The 21,605-nt window shown below is 67.0% G+C and carries 21 protein-coding genes; 14 read left to right on the top strand and 7 right to left on the bottom strand.

Annotated elements, in window-relative coordinates:
• Positions 1–711 carry a LytR/AlgR family response regulator transcription factor gene (locus tag HMPREF9006_RS02295; RefSeq protein ID WP_009211923.1) on the bottom strand — a complete coding sequence of 237 codons (711 nt, stop codon included), beginning with the start codon at positions 709–711 and terminating at the stop codon, positions 1–3.
• Between the two features lie 148 nt (positions 712–859).
• On the opposite strand from HMPREF9006_RS02295, the gene glf reads away from it, so the two are divergent.
• The 4 genes from glf (at position 860) to HMPREF9006_RS02280 (ending at position 4,713) form a co-directional block, all read left to right on the top strand.
• Entirely contained in the window at positions 860–2,002 is a 1,143-nt protein-coding gene (glf, locus tag HMPREF9006_RS02290) for a UDP-galactopyranose mutase (RefSeq protein WP_034230873.1), read from the top strand.
• Between the two features lie 210 nt (positions 2,003–2,212).
• Entirely contained in the window at positions 2,213–3,799 is a 1,587-nt protein-coding gene (locus tag HMPREF9006_RS02285; RefSeq protein ID WP_009211921.1) for a sodium-dependent transporter, read from the top strand.
• On the top strand, positions 3,796–3,957 hold the full coding sequence (locus HMPREF9006_RS10205) for a methionine/alanine import family NSS transporter small subunit (protein ID WP_009211920.1): 162 nt from the start codon (positions 3,796–3,798) through the stop codon (positions 3,955–3,957). The genes HMPREF9006_RS02285 and HMPREF9006_RS10205 overlap by 4 nt, the downstream gene beginning before the upstream one ends.
• 9 nt (positions 3,958–3,966) lie before the next feature.
• Positions 3,967–4,713, top strand: a complete 747-nt coding sequence (locus HMPREF9006_RS02280; protein ID WP_009211919.1) for an HAD-IIB family hydrolase — start codon at positions 3,967–3,969, stop codon at positions 4,711–4,713.
• Between the two features lie 76 nt (positions 4,714–4,789).
• Here HMPREF9006_RS02280 and HMPREF9006_RS02275 read toward each other — a convergent pair whose 3' ends face one another.
• The 4 genes from HMPREF9006_RS02275 to HMPREF9006_RS02260 all read right to left on the bottom strand — a co-directional run bounded on the left by HMPREF9006_RS02275 (position 4,790) and on the right by HMPREF9006_RS02260 (position 8,221).
• A complete protein-coding gene (locus HMPREF9006_RS02275; RefSeq protein WP_009211918.1) occupies positions 4,790–5,659 on the bottom strand; it encodes a TrmH family RNA methyltransferase in 870 nt (289 codons plus the stop codon).
• A 10-nt stretch (positions 5,660–5,669) separates the two neighbouring features.
• Complete coding sequence (locus HMPREF9006_RS02270) at positions 5,670–6,734, bottom strand: quinone-dependent dihydroorotate dehydrogenase (protein WP_009211917.1); 1,065 nt, start codon at positions 6,732–6,734, stop codon at positions 5,670–5,672.
• 18 nt (positions 6,735–6,752) lie between these two features.
• The gene (locus HMPREF9006_RS02265; RefSeq protein ID WP_009211916.1) at positions 6,753–7,409 is read right to left on the bottom strand and encodes a hypothetical protein; all 657 of its coding nucleotides are present in this window, start codon (positions 7,407–7,409) and stop codon (positions 6,753–6,755) included.
• Positions 7,410–7,600: 191 nt separating this feature from the next.
• Positions 7,601–8,221 carry a DUF3043 domain-containing protein gene (locus tag HMPREF9006_RS02260; RefSeq protein WP_009211915.1) on the bottom strand — a complete coding sequence of 207 codons (621 nt, stop codon included), beginning with the start codon at positions 8,219–8,221 and terminating at the stop codon, positions 7,601–7,603.
• Positions 8,222–8,279: 58 nt separating this feature from the next.
• Here HMPREF9006_RS02260 and HMPREF9006_RS02255 point away from each other — a divergent pair, with 58 nt between their 5' ends.
• The 6 genes from HMPREF9006_RS02255 (at position 8,280) to trpD (ending at position 13,619) form a co-directional block, all read left to right on the top strand.
• The gene (locus HMPREF9006_RS02255; protein WP_198002534.1) at positions 8,280–9,653 is read left to right on the top strand and encodes a M20/M25/M40 family metallo-hydrolase; all 1,374 of its coding nucleotides are present in this window, start codon (positions 8,280–8,282) and stop codon (positions 9,651–9,653) included.
• Complete coding sequence (locus tag HMPREF9006_RS02250; protein ID WP_009211913.1) at positions 9,650–10,609, top strand: glycerate kinase; 960 nt, start codon at positions 9,650–9,652, stop codon at positions 10,607–10,609. The genes HMPREF9006_RS02255 and HMPREF9006_RS02250 overlap by 4 nt, the downstream gene beginning before the upstream one ends.
• Before the next feature lie 85 nt (positions 10,610–10,694).
• Positions 10,695–11,048, top strand: coding sequence for an iron-sulfur cluster insertion protein ErpA (gene erpA / locus HMPREF9006_RS02245; RefSeq protein WP_034230869.1), 354 nt, complete (start codon positions 10,695–10,697; stop codon positions 11,046–11,048).
• Positions 11,049–11,067: 19 nt separating this feature from the next.
• Positions 11,068–12,057 carry an FKBP-type peptidyl-prolyl cis-trans isomerase gene (locus tag HMPREF9006_RS02240; RefSeq protein WP_009211911.1) on the top strand — a complete coding sequence of 330 codons (990 nt, stop codon included), beginning with the start codon at positions 11,068–11,070 and terminating at the stop codon, positions 12,055–12,057.
• 114 nt (positions 12,058–12,171) lie between these two features.
• Positions 12,172–12,564, top strand: a complete 393-nt coding sequence (locus HMPREF9006_RS02235; RefSeq protein ID WP_009211910.1) for a response regulator — start codon at positions 12,172–12,174, stop codon at positions 12,562–12,564.
• A complete protein-coding gene (trpD, locus tag HMPREF9006_RS02230; RefSeq protein ID WP_009211909.1) occupies positions 12,564–13,619 on the top strand; it encodes an anthranilate phosphoribosyltransferase in 1,056 nt (351 codons plus the stop codon). Before HMPREF9006_RS02235 ends, trpD begins: the two co-directional genes overlap by 1 nt.
• 9 nt (positions 13,620–13,628) lie before the next feature.
• Here the strand turns inward: trpD and HMPREF9006_RS02225 are convergent, their stop codons facing one another.
• Positions 13,629–15,344 (bottom strand): exonuclease domain-containing protein, encoded by a 1,716-nt coding sequence (locus tag HMPREF9006_RS02225; RefSeq protein ID WP_156794379.1) that lies wholly within the window; start codon positions 15,342–15,344, stop codon positions 13,629–13,631.
• Between the two features lie 59 nt (positions 15,345–15,403).
• Between HMPREF9006_RS02225 and HMPREF9006_RS02220 the strand changes: the two genes are divergently transcribed.
• The 3 genes from HMPREF9006_RS02220 (at position 15,404) to HMPREF9006_RS02210 (ending at position 19,079) form a co-directional block, all read left to right on the top strand.
• Positions 15,404–16,225, top strand: a complete 822-nt coding sequence (locus HMPREF9006_RS02220) for a lysophospholipid acyltransferase family protein (protein WP_009211907.1) — start codon at positions 15,404–15,406, stop codon at positions 16,223–16,225.
• Positions 16,226–16,411: 186 nt separating this feature from the next.
• Entirely contained in the window at positions 16,412–17,629 is a 1,218-nt protein-coding gene (locus HMPREF9006_RS02215; protein ID WP_009211906.1) for a pyrophosphate--fructose-6-phosphate 1-phosphotransferase, read from the top strand.
• A gap of 10 nt (positions 17,630–17,639) precedes the next feature.
• Entirely contained in the window at positions 17,640–19,079 is a 1,440-nt protein-coding gene (locus HMPREF9006_RS02210; protein ID WP_009211905.1) for a class II 3-deoxy-7-phosphoheptulonate synthase, read from the top strand.
• 95 nt (positions 19,080–19,174) lie between these two features.
• Here the strand turns inward: HMPREF9006_RS02210 and pknB are convergent, their stop codons facing one another.
• A complete protein-coding gene (gene pknB, locus HMPREF9006_RS02205; RefSeq protein ID WP_009211904.1) occupies positions 19,175–21,118 on the bottom strand; it encodes a Stk1 family PASTA domain-containing Ser/Thr kinase in 1,944 nt (647 codons plus the stop codon).
• Positions 21,119–21,201: 83 nt separating this feature from the next.
• Between pknB and HMPREF9006_RS02200 the strand changes: the two genes are divergently transcribed.
• The gene (locus HMPREF9006_RS02200) at positions 21,202–21,555 is read left to right on the top strand and encodes an Rv2175c family DNA-binding protein (RefSeq protein WP_009211903.1); all 354 of its coding nucleotides are present in this window, start codon (positions 21,202–21,204) and stop codon (positions 21,553–21,555) included.
• The last annotated feature ends 50 nt before the right edge of the window (positions 21,556–21,605 follow it).

The following is a 21,605-nucleotide window of genomic DNA, read 5'->3' as shown; positions in this document are numbered from 1 at the left end:
TCAGTCGATCCCGCCCGCATAGTCGGCCAACGCGCTCATGAAAGCCTTCCTGCGGGGGCGTGAGATGCGCAGGCGATCGCCGCCCGTCATGAGGCACTCATGATCAGAGACGCCGCGCACGTGCGCCAGGGAGACGAGGTAGCACGAGTTGGATCGGAAAAAGTTGTGGCCCGCGAGTTCGGCCTCCATGGCCTTGAGTGTGGAGACGACCGAGTACACGCCGGACAGCGTGTGCACGTCGATCCGGTGCTTGACGGACTCCGCGTAGACGATGTCCGCCACGTCAACGCGGTGCGTGGTCGCCCCCGACTGCAGCAGCAGGCTTGCCCTCTGGCGTTTGGCCAGTGCGCGCATGCAGCGGTCGAGCTCCTGAGAAAACGCGAACCAGGGGAGGGGCTTGAGTAGGTAGGACAGGGCGCCCACTTCGTAGCCGTTGATCGCAAACTGCGGTGCGGAGGTGATAAACACGAGGATCACCTCCTGATCGACCTCGCGGATCGCTCGCGCAGCACTCATTCCATCCAGGTGCGCCATCTGGATGTCCATCAGGATGATGTCGTAGACGGGCTTGTAGTCCCCGACAATTGCCGCGCCATCGGTGAAGTACGTCGCGTCGATGTGGAGGGTGCGTTCCTCGCCGTAGCGCCTCAGATAGTCGCGAAGAAGCGTGCGCGAGACGGCCTCGTCCTCAACGACCGCTATCCGAACCATCGAGCTACCCCCTTATCCCCTTGGCTTCCCTCCAGGATATCCGAGCCTTGGGCCGCTACCCGAGGCGTCCACGGTCCCTGGCCCGTGAGCCAGCGCTGTGCCGGGCGCGGAAGCTAGGATGGGACCAACAGCGCGAAAGGGGAGCAACGTGGATCTGCTCGTTGTTGGTTCTGGTTTCTTCGGCCTGACGGTTGCCCGTGAGGCGGCGGAACGCTACGGCATGGACGTGACCGTCATTGAGCGCCGCGATCACATCGGCGGCAACGCGTACTCCTCGATCGACGAGGCCACCGGGGTGGAGGTCCACCGCTACGGCACTCACCTGTTCCACACGTCGAACGAGCGCGTGTGGAGCTACGTGAACCGCTTCACGTCCTTCAACGACTACCGTCACCGCGTGTACGCCAACTACCGGGGCGTCGTCTACCCGCTGCCGATCAACCTGGGGACGATCAACCAGTTCTTCGGTGCCGCCTACTCCCCGGACGAGGCTCGCTCGCTGATTGCGCGCCAGGCCGCCGAAGTCTCGGGTGAGCCGCGCAACCTGGAGGACAAGGCGGTCAGCCTCATTGGGCGTCCCCTCTACGACGCGTTCATCGCGGGCTACACCGCCAAGCAGTGGCAGACCGACCCGCGTGAGCTTGACGCCTCGATCATCACGCGGCTTCCCGTGCGATTCACCTACGAGAACCGCTACTTCCAGGACCGCTACGAGGGGCTGCCTCTCCACGGGTACGGGGCGTGGATCGCGAACATGGTGGATCACCCGCGCATCAGCGTCCACACGGGGGTGGACTTCTTCGACGACTCCTCCGCTTTCTCCAAGCGAGCAACCGTGGGGCAGGTCCCGGTCGTCTACACCGGCGCGATCGATCGGTACTTCGACTACGAGGCCGGGCAGCTGGGATGGCGCACCCTCGACTTCGAGACCGAGGTCGTTGATGTGCCCGACTTCCAGGGGTGTTCGGTCATGAACTACTCCGATCAGTGCGTCCCCTTCACGCGCATCCACGAGTTCGCTCACCTGCACCCCGAACGAGACCGCAAGGACGCGACCAACACGATCATCCAGCGCGAGTACTCCCGCTTCGCGCGCCGCGGCGACGAACCGTACTACCCGATCGCGTCCCCGTCGGATCGTGCGACCCTGGCCGCGTACCGCGAGATGGCGGCAGGCGAGGATCGTGTTCTCTTCGGTGGCAGACTCGGCTCCTACCAATACCTCGACATGCACATGGCGATCGCCTCCGCCTTGACGAAAGTGGACGAGGCCTACGCCACCTGGCGTTGATGGGAGAGCGTGGCTGCCCCTTCGATGCGCGGGCCTTCGCGTCGATTGCGCCACGGAGTGGGGGCCGGGAGCCGACGTGATGACGGGCCAGGCGGCGCGCTCCGCACGCGGAACATCCTATATCGTGGACTTTTGCTGACATCGGCGTTCGCGGGTCCTAGTCTGACTGGGAATTATCCCGAATACACACGAACGCAAGGAACTCACCCAATGTCATCCTCCGCATCCAGCCCCGCGCCCCGCGCGCGCGACTCGTGGAGCGGCCAGACCGGCTTCCTCCTGGCGGCCATCGGCTCCGCGATCGGACTGGGCAACATCTGGCGCTTCCCCGGCGTCTCCTACTCCAACGGCGGCGGCGCCTTCCTGATCCCGTACCTGGTCGCCCTGGTATTCGTCGGCATTCCGATGCTCTGGCTCGACTACGCGGTCGGACACAAGTTCCGGGGTTCACCGCCGTGGGCGCTGCGAAAGATCATCGGCGGCGGCGAGTTCATCGGCTGGTTCCAGACCTTCGTCTGCTTCGTCATCATGGTCTACTACGGTGCTGTCCTCGCGTGGGGCGTGCAGTACACAATCTACTCCGTGAACGAGGCCTGGGGTGGCGATCCGACGAGCTTCTTCCTGGAGTCCTTCCTCGAGAAAGTCCCCGGCAACACCTTCTCCTGGGCCCCCGCGTGGTCCGTGATGATCCCGCTCGCCCTCGTGTGGGTCCTCGTGCTGCTCGTCATCGGCCGCGGACTGTCCAAGGGCGTCGAGGCGGCGAACAAGATCTTCCTGCCCCTCCTCATCGTCCTCTTCCTCGCGCTCGTCGTGCGCGCCCTCTTCCTGCCCGGTGCCGTCGAAGGCCTCAATGCCTTCTTCACCCCGAACTGGGCGGCGCTGGCCGACCCCAAGGTGTGGCTGGCGGCCTTCGCGCAGATCTTCTACTCGCTGTCCGTGGGATTTGGCATCATGCTGACCTACGCCTCCTACCTCAAGCCCAAGTCGAACCTGACGGGCACAGCGCTCGTCGCCGGCTTCGCGAACTCCTCCTTCGAGATCCTCGCGGGCATCGGCGTGTTCGGCGCCGTCGGCTTCATGGCCCACCAGCAGGGCGTCGCCGTCGCCAAGGTTGAGGGTCTGACCGGTCCGATCCTGTCCTTTGTGACCTTCCCGCAGATCATTTCGATGATGCCCGGCGGCCCCATTTTCGGTGTCCTCTTCTTCTCCTCCCTGGTCCTGGCCGGCGTCACCTCGCTGCTGTCCCTGCTCCAGGTGGTCTCCGGCGGCCTGCAGGACAAGTTCGGCTGGTCGCCCGCCCGCTCGGCCCTCGTCCTGGGTGTTCCCGCCACCGTGATCTCCCTCGCGCTGTTCGGCACGCGCTCCGGGCTCAACAACCTCGACATCGTCGACAACTTCATCAACTCGATCGGCGTGGTCTCCTCCGCGATCATGTTCGCCGTTCTGTGCGCGGTGGCTGGACCCCGCCTGGGAGCCCTGCGTGCCCACCTCAACTCGGTGTCCAGCGTGAAGGTCCCCAAGGTTTGGGAGCCCCTCGTCGGCATCGTCATCCCCCTCGTCCTCTTCATCATGATGGCCATGTCCGTCGTCGATCTCGTGACGAAGGGATACGAAGACTACCCGAGCGGCTACGTGATGGTCTTCGGATGGGGCGCGGTTGCAATCGCCGTCATCGCCGCCCTGATCTTTACCTTCATCCCGTGGAGGCACCGCACGGTAGACACCCACGCGACGGTCACCCAGATTCTCGCGGATGACGCCGACGCAATTGCTTCGACCGAAGGAGATGCCCAGTGACCGCTCCCGCTATTGCTCTGATGATCCTGACGATTCTGCTCGTCTGGGGTGGACTTGTCGCCTCGGTCGTCCTGCTGCAGGTCCTGTCGGTGCCCACCGACGAGGAGACCGAGGCCGCGCAGCGCGCTATCGATGCCACTGCAGCCGCGAAGCGGTAGGGGGAGATCGTGAAGCTCGTAGCCTTTGATCTCGACGACACCCTGGCACCCTCGAAGTCGCCGCTGCCCGCACGCATGGATGTGGCTCTGCGTTCCCTGTTGGATCACGTGGAAGTGTGCATCATTTCCGGCGGCCAGATGGGCCAGTTCCGCGCCCAGGTGCTCGACAACCTGCACGCAACGGACGAGGAACTCTCTCGTCTGCACCTGATGCCCACCTGTGGAACTCGCTACTACCGCTTCGAGGGCGGCGCGTGGGTTGAGCGCTACGCTCACGACTTGGATCCCGAGGTGGCTGCCCGCGCGATCGCCTCGCTTGAGCGCCACGCGCGTGAGCTCGGCCTGTGGGAGTCCAACCCGTGGGGCAACATCATCGAGGATCGCGGCTCGCAGATCACCTTCTCCGCGCTGGGGCAGGAGGCACCACTGGAGGCCAAGCGGGCGTGGGATCCGGATGGGACGAAGAAGGCCGCCCTGCGCGACGCCGTCGCGCCCGACGTTCCGGAACTGGACGTGCGGGGAGGAGGGTCGACCTCGGTTGATGTCACGACGCGCGGCATCGACAAAGCGTACGGAATGGGCAAGCTCGTGGAGGAGACGGGCATTGCCGCCTCCGAGATGCTCTTCGTCGGGGATCGGCTCGACCCCGAGGGCAACGACTATCCCGTCAAGGCCGCGGGCTACGCGACCCGTGGCGTGTCCGGTTGGGAGGAGTGTGTGGACGTCATCGACGAGATCGTGGCCGCCGTGAGGTGACGCCAAAGATGCGCATCATCGAGGCCGGGGCCGGGGGAGCGGCCCCGGCCTCTTCCGCCTCTTCGCGACGGGGCGCCTAGGCTCCGACGCCTCGCGTTGCCCAGAACACCACCGCTGAGGCGGCCGCCACGTTGAGCGAATCGACTCCGTGGTCCATCGGAATCTTCACGGTGTAGTCGGAGGCCGCGATCGTGTGCTTGCCCAGGCCATGCCCCTCGGTTCCCATCACGATCGCCAGGCGCGCATCGGGGCCGCGCAGGGCGGGGAGGGCGGCGAAGTCGTCCAGTGAGATGGAGTCTTCGCACAGGGCCAGGGAGGCGAGAGTGAATCCCGCATCACGCAGGAGCGCGATGTCGCCGGGCCACGATTCGAGGCGAGTCCACGGAACCTGAAACACGGTCCCCATCGAGACGCGGACGGAGCGCCGATACAGGGGATCTGCACACGAGGGCGTGACCAGCACCGCGTCGATCCCGAGCGCCGCGGCGCTGCGGAATGCCGCTCCCACGTTGGTGTGATCCACCAGGTTCTCCAGGACGACGACGCGGCGGGTCGGCTGCGGGGGCTGGGCACTCGTCAGGAGCTGCACCACCGAGGGAAGCTGGGGGCGCTGCATGGCGGCCAACGCGCCGCGATGCAGATGAAAGCCCGTCATGCGTTCCAAGACCTCTTCCGGGGCAACGAACACGGGAACCTCCCCGTCTTCGAACGATCCGGTTGCCGCGGCGATGAGCGGGCGCAGGGTGGGAAGCCACCGTGCGCTGACCAGGAAGGAACGAGGCCGATGGCCCGCGGCAATGGCGCGCTCGATGACGGTGGCCGACTCCGCCATGTAGAGCCCACGCTCGGGTTCGATGCGGGAGCGCAGCTTCACGTCCTTGAGTCGCGTGTAGTCGGTCAGGCGCGGGTCCTCGCGCAGGTCGGCGTGCGCCAGCTCGATGATCATTGCGTGCCTCTCAGGAGCGCTGGAGGGCGCGGGAGACCTCTCCTGGCCACGACGGTCCCTCGAAGATGAAGGCGGAGAATGCCTCGACGAGGTCCGCCCCAGCCCCGATCATGCGCAGGGCGTCGGCCTGGGAGGACACGCCGCCCGTGCCAATGAGGATCTGGGAGTCGTCCAGGTGAGCCGCCACCAGTGAGATCACCTCGAGGGCACGGCCGAGCAGCGGTGCGCCCGAGACCCCGCCCGGTCCCAGATCGTGGTCGATCGTCGTGTTGGTGGCGACCACGCCAGCGAGTCCGAGCTCCTTGGTGAGTTCAACGATCGCCACGATGTCCTCGTCGGCGAGGTCGGGGGCAATCTTGACGAAGAGTGGCATGGAGCGGTCGGGGGCACCCGCCTCGCAGCCGCACCGTGCCGCCGTGAGAATGGGACGCAGCTGGTCCACGGACTGCAGGTCTCGCAGGCCCGGCGTATTGGGCGAGGAGACGTTGACGACGACGAAGTCCACCCAGCGAGCCAGGACCTTCGCGCAGTACTCGTAGTCGGCGCTTGCGTCCTCCTCCGCGGTGAGCTTGTTCTTGCCGATGTTTGCTCCCACGATCGCGGCGCGCCCCGCGGGGGTGGCACGCAGGGCCCGCAGATTCGCTGCGGCGGCGTCGGCCCCGGCATTGTTGAAGCCCATGCGGTTACGCAGCCCACGCTCGTCCATGAGCCGCCACAGGCGAGGGGCCTCGTTGCCCGGCTGGGGACGCGGCGTGACCGTGCCGATCTCGACGAACGCGAAGCCGAGGGCGCTCATGCCCAGCACGGCCTCCGCATCCTTGTCCATGCCGGCCGCCAGCCCGAGCCGCGAGGGAAGAACGCGCTGGCCGAGCGTGAGGGGTACTTCGGCGCCATCGACGGTGCGCGTGGGGCGACGGAGGGGATCGAGGTGCCCAAGGGTGGCCCGCATGAGGGAGCGCGTGGGAGCGCATCGTCCCGCACGGGAGATGAGGCCGAGACCCAGGTGGTGTGCCTGCTCCGGGTCGGTGAGGGAGATAAAGTGTGTGAATACCCAGTTGTACGCGCGTCGGATCATGACTCCTAGGGTAGATGATTAGTCCCACCATGCCCACCACCAGCGCTCGGACGAGCCGGTTCTGGTGAGGAAGCGAATCTCGTCCGGCGCAGGAGCGTCGGCAGGCACCGCGAGGACCCGGGCGAGAGCGAGCCAATGGAGGTAGCTGGGGCACGCTTGCTCGGGCGCGGGCGAGCCCGTGATGGCGCTGATTGCCGACTCGGGCACGCACACCGTGTCGATGCTGACTCTCTCGTCCCTCCTCGGAGCGCGTATCATGTAGCCCTCAAGGGTGAGTCCGTCGACGCTGGCGGCCGCGCGCAGGAGGGTGGCGATGGTGGGCGCGTTGTTCTGCCGGTCGCCGCGTGCAAGGCGAGGCAAGAGGGACAGGAGGCGCCTGGCGTCTGCGCCCTCCAGGCCCCCGATGCGAGCGTAGTCGTCGCCGCCCCATCCCTCGCTGACGTATGGAGCCAGCAGCGCGGTGATGCCACGGTCGTCCAGCCAGTGCATGGGTCCGTAGAGCCCGTCTCGCGGGTGGTCCTCCTCGAATTGGACGTCGGCGCCTGCGGTAGTGCGAGGCGAGTGGTTGCTTCCCTGGGATGAGGGGGCGGTCACCGGGGCGGCGCGATCTGCTGGTGGGTCGTGGCGGGGCGAATCCTGGGGAAGAGGGATGGTCGAGGCGGTGAGCGTACGCATGGGCTGGGTCCTTTCCAAACGGTGCGGCGCAAAGTGCCGCTGTTCCCAGCATGTGGCCTCAACGCTTTCGAGAAAGGGGCCGTGGGCCCCGCCTGTGCGCCGCGCAGAGGCGGTGAAGGCGCCTGTGGGCAACACAGAAGAGTCCCGGACCCCTGTGGATGGGATCCGGGACTGGGCACGCGAGCGCGGGCCTACGCGGGGAACTCTCCCCGGGCGACCTGGGGGCGCGGCGAACGCCAGCGGCGCGGCATGATCATGCGTGAAAACGTGTAGTAGCCGGTGCCGCTGGGAATGTCCTCGCGGGGGTGGCTGGCCGAGAAGAGGCGTTTAATCTTGCGCCACACGACGATGGCTTCGACGGCCGTCACGATGAAGGAACCGTACATGAGGATCGAGGAACCGTAGAGCATGTAGGCCTGCCACTGCAGCGGCACCCGGTTGGCGAAGGTCGACAGCCCGAGCAGCAGGATGATCGAGACCATCATGAGTGCCATGATCCACTCGGCAAACGATCGGCGCGCGTCGACGTAATCGCGCACGTAGCGGCGGGCACGTCCCTTGTCTCGCGCCGGCAGGAACTTCTCCTCACCGGTGATGAGGGCGCGCTGCTCCGCATCGTAGCGGGCGTTGCGCTTGGCTCGTGCCGCGCGCTTGGCCTCCTTGCGATCGGCGGGCACCAGGGGATGAATGCGGGCCGCCTCGGCCGCCTTGCGCTTCGGCGTGGGCCGCCCTTTCTTGCCGGTGGGCGTCGTCGAGGCCTGCGCGGCGTGAGCCGATTCGTCCTCGCCGTTCTTCTTGCTTCGTCCAAACACGCTTCAAGGCTAGCGGAAAGCCCCGCCGCCTCGCACTTCCATGGTCTACCCTGGGCGTATGGCTGATACTTCACATGCTCTGTCGTCGTCCGTCCTGAAGGAACGCCTGGAGGAGGTCTTCCCATCGCTGCTGGAGGAGCTCACCCAGCTCGTCGCGATTCCCTCGGTCTCCTCCGACCCGGCGCATGCTGCCGACGTGGAGCGCAGCGCCGCCCACCTGCGCGAACGCCTTGAGGCCCTGGGCATGCACGCCCGGGTGCTGAGTGAGACGGCCGCGGACGGAACGCCGGGCAAGCCCGCCGTCGTCGCGCGAAGCCCTCGGATCGAGGGCGCGCCGACCGTGCTGCTGTACGCCCACCACGACGTGCAGCCCGTCGGCGAACTGGATCGATGGACCCTGGACCCCTACAGGGCGCAGGTGCGCGGGGATCGAATCTACGGGCGCGGAAGCTCCGACGACGGGGCGGGAGTGGTCGTGCACCTCGGCTCCCTGCGTATCCTGGGCGAGGACCTGCCGGTCAACGTCGTCGTCTTCATCGAGGGCGAGGAGGAGATCGGCTCCCCGTCCTTCACGGCGTTCCTGGATGCCCACCGCGACGAGCTCGCGGCCGACGTGATCGTCGTGACCGACTCGTCGAACTGGAAGCCGGGGGAGCCCGCGCTCACCACGACGCTGCGCGGTAACGCGATCGTCACGGTTGACGTGACGGTCGCCGATCACGCCGTTCATTCCGGAGCCTTTGGCGGTCCGCTCCTGGATTCGGTGACGATCTCATCCATGCTCATCTCCTCCCTCTTCGACGAGCGCGGGGACGTGGCTGTGCCCGGTCTGGGCGGCTCCGATCACGCCGATGTTGATTGGCCCGAAGATGAGCTGCGTGAGGCCGCCGGCATGGTCGAGGGCATGGAGCTGGCCGGCTCGGGTGACATCGCGGCCCGGATCTGGACGAAGCCCGCGATCTCGGTGATTGGCTTTGACGCCCGCCCCGTGGCCAACGCCTCGAACACGATTGCGCCGCACACGCGGTTCCGCCTCTCGATGCGAACGGTCCCGGGCATGGACCCGAGCCAGGCGCAGGATCGACTCGTCGACTATCTCCTCTCTCACGCGCCCTTTGGCGCTCGGGTCGAGGTGACGCGAGAGGAGGCGGGGGCCGGATACCAGGCGGACATGGATTCGCCGGTCACGGCGGCTCTCCACGAGGCCCTGACCGAGGCCTGGGGCGTTCCGTCGGTCAACATCGGCGTCGGCGGATCGATCCCCTTCATCGCCGATTTCCAGCGCATCTTCCCGGACGCCCAGGTCGTCGTCACGGGAGTGGAGGATCCGCTCACGAACGCTCACTCGGAGGACGAGTCTCAGTCCATCCCCGACCTCAAGGCTGCGATTCTTGCCGAGGCGCTGCTCCTGGAGCGCGTGTCTCGCCTGTGAAGAAAGTCGTTGTCGCCGGCCGCTGGGACGGTAACGGAGAGCGCCGTAGCGGGGGAGCCCTGGAGGAGATACGCCGCGGGATTCTTGACGTCGCGCCGCGCGCCCGCGTCTTTGCGCTGCCCTTCGGTCCGGGGCCGACCTGGGACGAGGCCGTCGTCGCCTCCTCCTCGTCCGCCTCGTTCGTGCGGGTACCCCTCGGCGCGTCCTCGACGAGGCACTACGGCTCCCTCGTGCGCGAACATGCGGCTTCAGGTGGCACGGTTGTCGTTGAGGGCGGTCACGGCGAACACCCCGACTACGGGCTTGGTTTCCTTTCCGGATTGCTCGCAACGCCAGCCGTGCACGCCTCCGACTCCTCCCTGGAGGACGCGCTGAACGCGGCCGAGGAGTTCGTGTCGTGCACGGGAGTCGACCTCATCTGTTCGGCCTCGACCGCGCGCCCGCTCCTCGGGCTTGACTCGGTGTTGGCCGTCGCACCCGATCTGTCCGCCGTCGACGAGCAGGACACCGAGACGACGGCGCTGCTCACCCGCGCGTTCGCGCGACGCCCGCATCGCCGCGAGCTCTTCGCGGGTCCGCAGGTTCACCCCGCCCGGGCGTACGGTTCCGGTGCCGGCGGAGGCGTCGGCGCGGTCGTGGCCGCAATCGGCGGACGCATTGTGGCGACGGGCGACCTGCTGGCGCGCCTGACACCCCTCGAGGCGCAGCTGGAGGAGGCGGACCTCCTGCTCGTCGCGGAACCCGAGTTGGCCTCGCCCCTCCTCGCAGAATCGACCGTGGACGCGCTGACGAACGCCGCCGCCACCCGAGCTCTTCCCGTCGTCGGCCTCACCCGGCGCTCGTCCCTGTCGCATGTCGAGAGAGCACAGTGGGGCCTGCACGGAGTCTTCGAAACAGAGGGATCGATCACGCTCGAGGACGCGGGACGTCGGATCGCGCGCACCTGGTTACGCTGAGCGCGCAGCCCACCCCTCGCGCCGGGCGGGGGCGGGGGAGTAGTGTGTCAAGCGCATACGTCTATTCATGACCGTTAGGAGTGTCATGTCCGAGTCAACAACTCAGGCCCCCGCCCACGAGGTTACCCTCACCGACGTCGCTGCTGCGAAGGTCAAGAGCCTCCTCGAACAGGAGGGGCGCGACGACCTGCGCCTGCGCATCGCCGTCCAGCCGGGCGGTTGCTCCGGCCTGATCTACCAGCTCTACTTCGACGATCGGAGCCTCGACGGGGACGCCGTGCGTTCCTTCGACGGCGTCGAGGTCGTCGTTGATCGCATGAGCGTTCCCTACCTGAGCGGAGCGACGATCGACTTTGCCGACACCATCGAACGTCAGGGCTTCACGATCGACAACCCGAACGCCCAGAATACCTGCGCCTGCGGCGAATCCTTCCACTGAGCCGAAAGACCACGCACCTATGAAGTTCTCCCTGCGCCGCCTCGGCGCCCTCGTTGGATCCGCCACGCTTGCCCTCTCCCTGGCGGCATGCTCGAACGCCTCCTCCACGTCCTCGACTTCCTCGCCCGCATCGATCGACTACTCCGCCTGCGCCACCGATGATTCGGCCGAGCAGGACGCAAACGTTGATCGCAGCGCAAGTGGGAGCTTCCCCGACGTCACGGGTGAGGACAAGCCCGTCATCGCCGCGGGCACGGGCGCCGAGCCGACGACGAAGGCCCTGGTCAAGACGCTGTCCGCCGGGGACGGCGCGATCGTGTGCCCCGGAGCAAAGGTCAAGGTCAACTACGTCGGAGCCCTGTGGAACGGCACCGTTTTTGACTCCTCCTATGAGCGCGGCGAACCGGCCGAGTTCTCGCTCACCCAGGTGGTCAAGGGCTGGACCTACGGGCTCGCGCACGCCCGCGTCGGGGACCGCCTCGAGGTCGTCATCCCCGCATCCCTGGGCTACGGAAGCCAAGCCAAGGGCACTATCCCGGCGAACTCAACCCTCGTCTTCGTCGTGGACATCCTCGGCGTGGGACGCCAGAACATTGCCGATCCATCGGTGCTGAGCAGCGGCGTCGCGACGGGTGAGGAGCTGCCCGAGGGCATCACGGTCGCCGGAGACGCCGGCGTGGAGCCGACCCTGACGATCGACGAGAGCGCTCCCGTGCCGACCGAGCAGAAGATCTACACGATCTACAAGGGCGCGGGAGATCCCCTCGAGGCCAGCCAGACCGTCCTGTACAAGCAGGTGGTCGGCGGATTCGGCGCCAACGGACAGACCCAATCCTCGTGGGCCCAGAGCCCGCTTGAGGCTCCCGTCGGATCGGCGGAACTGACCGGCTACACGATCGGTTCGCGTCTGCTCGTCGTTGCCCCGATCCAAGGATCCGGGCAGTCGGACGGCCAGGCCCAGGCCAACGTCTTCGTCGTCGACATCGTGGGGACTTCCTCCATCGAGTAGAGCCAGAGGCGTCAGTATCGCGATGCGGGCGGTTTCCCGGGTGAGGGAGCCGCCCGCATGCCGTTAGAATGGGTGCCATCGCGTCGAACTCACCGACCCACGCAAGGAGAAGCCATGAGCGACACATCCGTCAAAGTCCTCGTCTTTAGTGACGATTCACACAAGCGTCGCGCCGTCATGAACGGCATCGGGCTGCGCGCCTCCAAGGACACGCCGCGCATCGAGTGGGTGGAGGCAGCCACGGCGTTCGGGGTGCGCGACGCCGTTGACGCACAGGACTTTGCGGCGCTCATCCTCGACGCGGAAGCCAAGAAGGAAGGCGGCATGTCGGTCGCCCAGGACCTGCGCGAGACCCGCGACGACGTGCCCCCGGTGATCTTCCTGACCGCCCGAGTCCAGGACGACTGGCTCGCCACGTGGGCCGGCGCTGCGGCCACGGTCGCCGACCCGTTGGATCCGATCATTCTTCAGGAAACCCTCGCCGACGTGCTCGCGGGAGCTCACTGATGAGCGAGCGCCAGTGGGGTCCCATCATCGCGTCCGCGTTGCGCGGGCAGGCCCTCGACTACGGCCAGTCCTATTGGCTCATGGATCAGGTGATGAGCGGAGAGCTCGGTGAAGCAAGGCTGGCTTCCTTCCTTACGGCGATGGCCATGAAGGGAGCCACTGTCGAGGAGATCCACGGTCTCGCGGACGCCATGCGGGATCACGCCCTGACCGTGGACCTGCCGAGCCGCGCCCTGGACATCGTCGGCACCGGCGGAGACGGACACAAGACCGTCAACATCTCCACCATGGCGGCCGTCCTCGTGGCCGCCCTGGGCGTTCCGGTCGTCAAGCACGGCAACCGTGCGTCGACCTCCCAGTCGGGGTCCGCCGATGTCTTGGAGGCGCTGGGTATCAACCTGAACGGTGATGCGGCGACTCTGCGCCGGGTGTTCGAGCAGGTGGGTATCGCTTTCCTGTTCGCCAACCACATGCACCCCTCCATGCGTTTTGCGGCTCCCGTGCGGCGTTCCATCGGTTTCCCGACCGTCTTCAACATCCTTGGTCCGCTCACCAACCCCGCGCGCGTACAGGCGTGCGCGATCGGGTCAGCCCGTGAGGACAACGCCCGCCTCATGGCCGGCGTGTACGCCTCGCGCGGCGCCTCGGCCCTCGTGTTCCGCGGGGCCCACACCGGACTGGACGAGCTGACCACCGCGGACCTCAATCAGGTGTGGATCGTCGCCGACGGAAACGTCACCCCCACCGAGTTTGACGCGCGCTCGGCCCTGGGAATGGCAGCCTGCACGATCGACGACCTCGCCGGGGGCGAGGCGCAGGACAACGCCGCGGTCGCCCGCGACGTGCTTGCGGGAGCAGGCCCGCAGCCCGTGCGCGACGCGGTCGCTCTCAACGCTGCGGCCGGGATTCTGGCCTGGGAGGGCTTGGACGCTCCCGTGACGCCGCGCGACTTCGTCGATCGCATGCGTGACGCGGTCGAACGCGCCCGGAGCGGCCTGCGTGCCGGAGCCGGTGCCGCCCTCATCGAACGCTGGAAAAAAGCCTCCGCGAAGTAGAGGGGCGCGTTATCTCCCCCGCCTACCGGGGTGCGAGCTCGCCTGTGCCAGTAGATCACGCAGGCTCGCGTCACGAAGCGGGCTGAGCGCGGGTTGCGCCCACGGCAGCGCGCCGCGCCACTCGATGAGCCGAGTCCCAGGCGCGCTCAATTCGGCGCAGATCAGCGCGGTTTCAGCCCACGCGGCTGCCTCGGCCGCTCGCGTCGGTTGCTCCAGCGTCGCCTCGGAGAGCACGTCGATCCACGGGGAAGGATCCGTACGGGCCGGCACGACGACGGAGGACACATAGCGACCAAACGACGCCGCGTGCGCGACCCAACCGGCCTCGCCGTGCTCGCGGCGCGTCGCCCACACGATGCGTTCGGCAACCAGGATGGGGCGCATCGTCGCTCGCTCGACTCCGGTCATATAGGCGCTCAGGTCGTCGCGCGTGCGCGCGGCCGACTCAAAGAGACCACTGCTGGCCAGTCGCGACATGATCCGAGTCAGTGCCAGGGGAACGGCGCAGGACGAGGCCGCGATCGCCTCATCGATGCTCACCCGGTCGCACTCGCCACGGGCTTGAGCGATCGCGTTGGCCGCGCGAGTGGCGTGCGCCCGAGACCCGAAGGGACCCAGGGAGCGAGCCACCTGACCCAAACCAATGCGTGCCTCGACGCGCGGAATCTCCCCGTCGCTCACGACCCAGTACTGAGACCCCTGCCGCATGGACGCCGAATTGTAGGGCGGAGACAGGGCCGATATGTCGCGAAGCTCGCGGATCCGGGCCTCAATGACGGAGGCGGTGGGAAACGAACGAACACCGGCGGCCAGCGAGACCATTCGTTGGACCTTGGAACGCTTCTCCGAGCGCGAATAGTAGCTGGCCACGCGCGAACGCAGCGACGAGGCTGAGCCCACGTAGAGGGTGTCGCCGTCGGTGTTGATGAAATGGTAGACCCCCGGGGAGGGTGGCAGATCCGCCACGAAAGATGGTGTCTTCGGGGAGACATTGGGTGCCTGGGCGCTGAGCGCCACCAGGTCCTCCACGTCGCTCGCCCCGGCACCGGCCAGGAGGTCCACAAAACCGAGGAGAACCTCCGCCGTTGCGCGCGCATCACCCAGGGCGCGGTGCCCCGGAACGGTCGCAGTACCGAAGTAGGAGGCGACCGTGGCGAGCTTGTGGTTGCGAACGATGGGGCGCGGCAGGGCCAATCGCGCGAGAGCGAGCGTATCGACGACCCTCACGCGCGGCCAGGGGAGCGAGCACGCCGCAGCGGCTCGACGAAGAAAACCGATGTCGAAGGGTGCGTTGTGTGCCACCAGGACGACGGGGTCCTTCGCCTCGAAGCCCGCCCACGTCAGGAAGCGGTCGAGCACGGTGGCGATGGGATCGGCGCCGCGAACCATGGCGGGCGTGATACCGGTCAACGCGGTGATGGCGGGAGGGATGGGGCCGACGGGGCGCACGAGTGAGGAGAACTCCTCGCACAGGCGCCCCTCGCGTACACGCACCGCCCCGATCTCAGTGATCTCGGCACGCGCACCCAGGCCCGTCGTCTCCAGGTCGACCACCACCCAGCTGCCCGTGGACGCGGGCGTTCCCACCGAGTCCAGGCTCAGCTGTATCTGGGGCGCGGCCGCCCTCAGGAGCGCTCCCGACACGGCCGAACGAGCAAAGGGACGAGGCGACTCGCCAGGCGATATGGTTTGCCCACAATCGCGCATGGGAGTCTGTTTCGTCATACAGTTGATACTAATTCCTCCGCGCTCGCGCGCGCCCGTCGACAGTTCGAGGAGTGACAGTGGCGTTCTACCAGGCTCTCAAAGCGACCGGCAGCCCCATACTCAAGGCGGCCTACCATCCGTGGATCCGCGGCAAGGAGAACATTCCGAGCGAGGGAGCCGCGATTCTGGCATCCAACCACAACGCGGTGTGGGACTCCGTCTTCCTGCCGATGATGCTCGACCGCGAGGTCGTCTTCATGGGAAAGGCCGACTACTTCACGGGAACCGGCGTCAAGGGGTGGATGACCAAGGAATTCATGCGGGCCGTGGGCACCATTCCCGTGGATCGTACGGGGGGCCGAGCCTCCGAGGCGGCGCTCAACGCCGGACTGAAGCGCCTGAAGGACGGACAGCTCTTTGGCATCTACCCCGAGGGGACGCGTAGCCCCGACGGGCGTCTCTATCGCGGCAAGACCGGAGTCGCGCGCCTCGCCCTGCTCTCCGGTGCGCCCGTCATTCCGGTGGCCATGATCGGCACCCACGCCGCCCAGCCGATCGGCCAGAAGATCCCGTCGCGGACGAACATCGGGATGGTCATCGGTGAGCCCCTTGACTTCTCGCGATACAAGGGGCTGCACAAGGACCGCTACGTGCTGCGTGCGATCACGGACGAGATCATGTACAACCTGATGCTTCTGTCGGGCCAGGAGTACGTCGACCTCTACGCCGCAGACGTGAAGGCCCAGCTGGCCGCCGAGGGATCCTTCGAGGGCCCGGTTCCCTCCAATGGCCGCGCCGCGCCGGGAGGGCGAACCGCACCCGACGTCGCCGTGCCGACGGCTCCCACACACGATGGCGAGGAGGACGGGCGAGAGGAAGGCCAGGAACCGCGCGGGTGAGCCCGCACTCCGGCGGATTCCGCGGGACGGGCGTCCCGGGCGAAAGCGCGCGCGGGACGCGTAGAATGAGTGTGCCCTGCGCTCACGCGCGGTTGTGCACGGGCCAGCCCCGCCGGGTCGGCCGAGTCACGCCCCGCCCGTGCGAGCGCGGGACCGTACCTAACCAACCTGAGAAAGGTGACATTCATGTCGGTCCGTCGTGTTGCCCTGCTGACCGCAGGTGGCTTCGCCCCGTGCCTGTCCTCCGCCGTCGGTGGACTCATCGAGCGTTACAACGAGATTGATCCCACGGTCGAGATCATCGCCTACCAGAACGGCTACCACGGCCTGCTCACCGGCAACTACGTGCTGGTGGATGAGGAGGCACGCAAGAACGCTGCGGTCCTGCACCGCTTCGGTGGATCCCCGATCGGAAACTCGCGCGTCAAGCTGACGAACAAGAAGAACCTCGTGGAGCGAGGTCTCGTGGCACAGGACGAGGATCCCCTGCAGAAGGCGGCCGAGCAGCTGCGCACGGACGGTGTCGACGTGCTGCACACGATCGGCGGCGACGACACGAACACGACGGCAGCCGATCTGGCCGCCTACCTGGAGGAGCACGACTACCACCTGACGGTCGTGGGGCTGCCCAAGACCATCGACAACGACGTGGTGCCGATCCGCCAGTCCCTGGGTGCGTGGACGGCCGCTGAAGAGGTCTCCGAGTACTCTCAGAACATCATCGGGGAGCACCGTTCCAACCCGCGCATGCTCATCATTCACGAGATCATGGGCCGCCACTGCGGGTGGCTCACCGCGGCCGGTTCGCTGCGCTACCACGAGTGGCTCAAGACCCAGGAATGGGTGCCCTCGATTGGCCTGTCGAAGGAACGCTGGGACATTCACGCCATCTTCCTGCCCGAGATGAAGATCGACCTGGATGCTGAGGCGGCCCGCCTCAAGGCGATCATGGACGAGCAGGGCAACGTCAACATCTTCCTGTCGGAGGGCGCCGGCGTGCCCGAGATCATCGCCGAGATCGAGGCCGCGGGTGGCGAGGTGCAGCGCGATCCCTTCGGCCACGTCAAGCTCGATACGATCAACCCCGGTCAGTGGTTCGCCAAGCAGTTCGCCGAGAAGATCGACGCCGAGAAGGTCATGGTTCAAAAGTCCGGCTACTTCTCGCGTTCCTCGCGAGCCAACGCCGACGACCTGCGCCTCATCAAGTCGATGACCGACCTGGCTGTCGAGTGCGCTTTCAAGGGCGAGTCCGGCGTCATCGGCCACGATGAGGAGGACGGCGACCGTCTCAAGGCGATTCCCTTCCCGCGCATCGCGGGCGGCAAGCCCTTCGACATCACCGCATCCTGGTTCGTCGAGATGATGGCCGAGATCGGCCAGTCCGTCGAGCCCGCTGGCGAGTGAGTCTGCCCGCGTGATTCCTTCCTTCACTCCCGGACGCGGCGGAGAGCCCGTGCGTAAGCCTCGCTCCCGCCGCGTCCCCGAGCGCCTGTGGTCGCCCGAGTCCGGGGAGCGTGCCCCCTGGGATACGTGGCGTGGTTTGGATGCTTCCCAGCAGCCCTCGTACGCCGATCGCGAGAGCGTCGGTGAGGTCACGGCTCAGCTGCGCCGCCAGCCGCCGCTCGTCTTCGCCGGTGAGGTCGACGACCTACGCACCTGGATGGGCGCCGCCGGGCGCGGCGAGGCTTTCGTCCTGATGGGCGGGGACTGCGCGGAGACCTTCGCGGAGGCGACGGCCGACCACGTGCGGCTCAAGATCCAGACGCTCCTGCAGATGGCCGTCGTCTTGACCTACGGAGCGTCGCTGCCCGTCATCAAAGTGGGGCGCATCGCCGGACAGTACGCCAAGCCCCGGTCGGCCGACACGGAGACGCGAGACGGGGTGACTCTTCCCAGCTACCGCGGCGACGCCGTGAACTCCATCGAGTTCACTCCCGACGCACGTGAACCCGACCCGCAGAGGCTCCTGTCGCTGTACAACCATGCGGCCTCGACGCTCAACCTGATCCGCGCGTTCACGAAGGGCGGATACGCGGATCTTCGCCAGGTGCATCGCTGGAATCAGGGGTTCATGTCCAACCCCGCGTACGCGCGCTACGAAACGCTGGCCAAGGACATTCACCGGGCCATCAAATTCATGGGGGCGGCGGGAGTCGACTTTGAGACCCTGCGCGACGTTGACCTCTATTCCTCTCACGAGGCACTCCTCCTGGAGTACGAGTCGGCGATGACGCGCATCGACTCGCGCACCGGCGAACCCTACAACACGTCCGCCCACTTCCTGTGGGCGGGAGAGCGCACCCGCGAGGAGGAAGGCGCTCACATTGAGCTGCTGTCTCGCGTGCGCAACCCCATCGGCGTTAAGCTCGGCCCCTCGACCACGCCCGAGCAGATGTGTTCGCTTATCGACCGTCTCAACCCGGACGGCGAGGACGGGCGCCTGACCTTCATCACCCGCATGGGGGCATCGCGCATCCGCGAGGCATTGCCACCCCTGCTTGAGGCTGCGCGCGACGACGGACGCCCCGTCACGTGGGTGACGGATCCGATGCACGGCAACACGATCACCTCATCCACGGGATATAAGACCCGCCGCTTTGAGACGATCATGGACGAGGTGCGTGGATTCTTCGATGCGCACGAGGCCTGCGGGACGGTTCCCGGTGGCCTGCACGTCGAGCTCACGGGCGACGACGTCACCGAGGTGATTGGCGGGAGCGAACACATCGACGAGGAGACGCTGCGCAAGCGCTACGAAACGCTCGTGGATCCGCGTCTGAACCACCAGCAGAGCCTGGAGATGGCCTTCCAGGTCGCCCAGTACCTCGCGAAGGGTGCCGCCGAGGAACGCTGATCCCAGGCAACACGCGTGTGCCCGGCCTCGCTATGAGGCCGGGCACACGCTTCAGGCGACGACCGCATCGAATGGGACCGGTCTGGCGAGTTCGCTTAGACGACGGTGATCGTCACGACGGACCCCTTCTTCAGCATCGTTCCTCCCGCCGGATCGGTGGCACGCACCGTGCCGAAGAAACCGCCGAGAATCGACTCCTCCTGCACGGTGAATCCCGCTCCCTCGAGCGCGGCCCGGGCCTCGTCCCTCTGGCGGCCGACAACGTCCGGGACCGCGACCTTCTCCGGTCCCTTCGACACGGTGTAGGCCACCTGATCCCCGCGATAGAGGGTGCTTCCTTCGGCGGTCTGCTGAGAGATGACCTGTCCTTCGGGGACCGTGTCGGAGTAGGCTTCGGCGACGTTCGCGGCCAGGCCGAGGGCTTCGACGGCGTTCTTCGCGGCCTCCGCGCTCATGGCGGCTAGGCGTGGGACCGAGCGGGGCTCACGTCCCTTGGACAGGACGAGATCAACGGAGGAATCGTGTCGGACGGCGGATCCGGCCGGCGTTCCCTGGGAGAGCACGTGCCCCGCGGGGATGTCCTCGGAGTAGGCGTTGCTGATTGCTCCGACCTGCAGTCCCACCTCCGACAGCGCCGCCTCAGCCTCATCGCGGGGGAGGGAGACGACGCTGGGCACGGTCCTCATATCGACGCCCTTGGAGACGTAGAGCTGGACCTCGGCGCGCTTGTGCACGGAGGCGCCATCCTCGGGATCGGAGCGCGTCACGGAGCCCGCTGGCGTGTCGTCGGAGAACTCCTCGTCCACGACGGAGGGCAAGCCTAGCTGCTGAAGTTCGGCTTGAACGTCGGCGAGGGGTCGACCCGTCGTGTGCGGCATCGTCAGGTAGGAACCCGGGCCGTACTCGGTCCACCACCAGCTGCCGCCCACGCCCGCCGCGACCAGGAGGAGCGCGACGAGCGTCGCCCACAGCACCACGCGTCGCGGTGCTCTGGAAGGCGGGGCCGCGGCGACGGAGAGATTCGGGGCGGAGGTGTGGACGGTGGCGGCATTCGTTGGAACGGAGGGAGGCAGGGGCCTGGTGAACTGCGCGGAGAGCACCTCCGTGTTCAACGCGCTGGTTCGGGTGCCATCGTTGCGCTCGCCGGGGGACACGTCGGCGCGGCGGCTCGCAAGTTCGGCGGGGATCGCGGCGGCCGTGCGCGCGACCAGGTCGATGGCCTCGGACGCGTCTGCCGGGCGCGACGCGGGTTCTCTCGCGGTCAGGGCGGCAACGAGGTCGTCGATTTCACGGGGAATCCACGGCTGGGAAGCCGACGGGCTGGGAACGTCGTCGGCGACGTGATGGGAGGCAATCTGGAGGGGTGACTCGCCCGCCCACGGCACCGTGCCCGTGAGCATTTCGTAGAGCATGATGCCCACGGAGTAGATGTCGGAGCGCGCATCTGCGCGTGCGGTGGTCGCGATTTCGGGAGCAATGTAGGCCACGGTGCCGAGCATGTTGCCAGTGGACGACATCGACACCTCGGAGGCGGCGCGAGCCAGCCCGAAGTCTGTGACCTTCGCCGGCCCGTCCGTGGGAACCAGGATGTTCTCGGGCTTGATGTCGCGGTGGATGACTCCCATGCGGTGAGCGGCTCGTAGCGCCTCGAGGGTATCGGAGGCGTAGCGCAGCGCCTGGGGGATCGTGAAGGCCCCCTGCGCGCGAAGAAGCTGACGAAGATTTGTCCCGTCGATAAGCTCCATCACCAAGAATCCTTGGCCCGTGACAACACCCTGGTCGAAAACGGAGACGACCCCTGGGTGAACGATTCGCGCGGCCGCGCGTGCCTCTCGGCGAAAGCGCGCGACGAAGTCCTGGGAATCGGCAAGGTGGGGATGCATGACCTTGAGGGCAACGGGACGGTCAAGGCGCTCGTCCTGCGCGATGTACACCGTCGCCATGCCACCGCGGGCAAGCCGACGCACGACCCGGTATCGTTCGTCGACCAGGAGGCCGATCAGCGGATCGGTCTGGTCGAATGACTGTTCATCGCTCACTTGGTTGATTCTATGGGATCTTTCGCTCAATCTACGGAGATGCGGGTGTCGGAGCGCCGCCGCCTTGGGGTAGTCTTGCGGTCATGACGAGTGCTGACATGACCCTGGCAAGCATGGACGAGGCCTGCCGACTCCTCGGCATCGAGGAACGCCGCCTGAAGCAGCTGATCCGTGATCGAGTCCTCATTGAGGCGCGCGGAGCGGACGGGAGTCGAGGGATCCCGCGCGACGTGATCGTCAAGGGCGCCAACGGCTGGGAGCCCCTTGCGGTCCTGCAGGGAACGCTCACCCTGCTGGCCGATGACGGGTTCACGTCCGACGAATCCCTGGAATGGCTGTACACGCTCCAGGAGAAACTGGGGGAACGCCCGATTGACGCGCTCGTGTCGGGGCGTCACCACCGCGTCAACCGCATCGCCTCCACGCTCGCCTTCTAGGCGCGGCTGCCCATCCGGGAGCGGCCACCGTGGCTCCCTTGAATCGGCGC

It is taken from the genome of Actinomyces sp. oral taxon 180 str. F0310 (genome assembly GCF_000185285.1).
Lineage (GTDB): Bacteria > Actinomycetota > Actinomycetes > Actinomycetales > Actinomycetaceae > Pauljensenia.
Note: the sequence above shows the minus strand (reverse complement) of the source record. Positions and strands in the feature narration are given on the sequence as shown.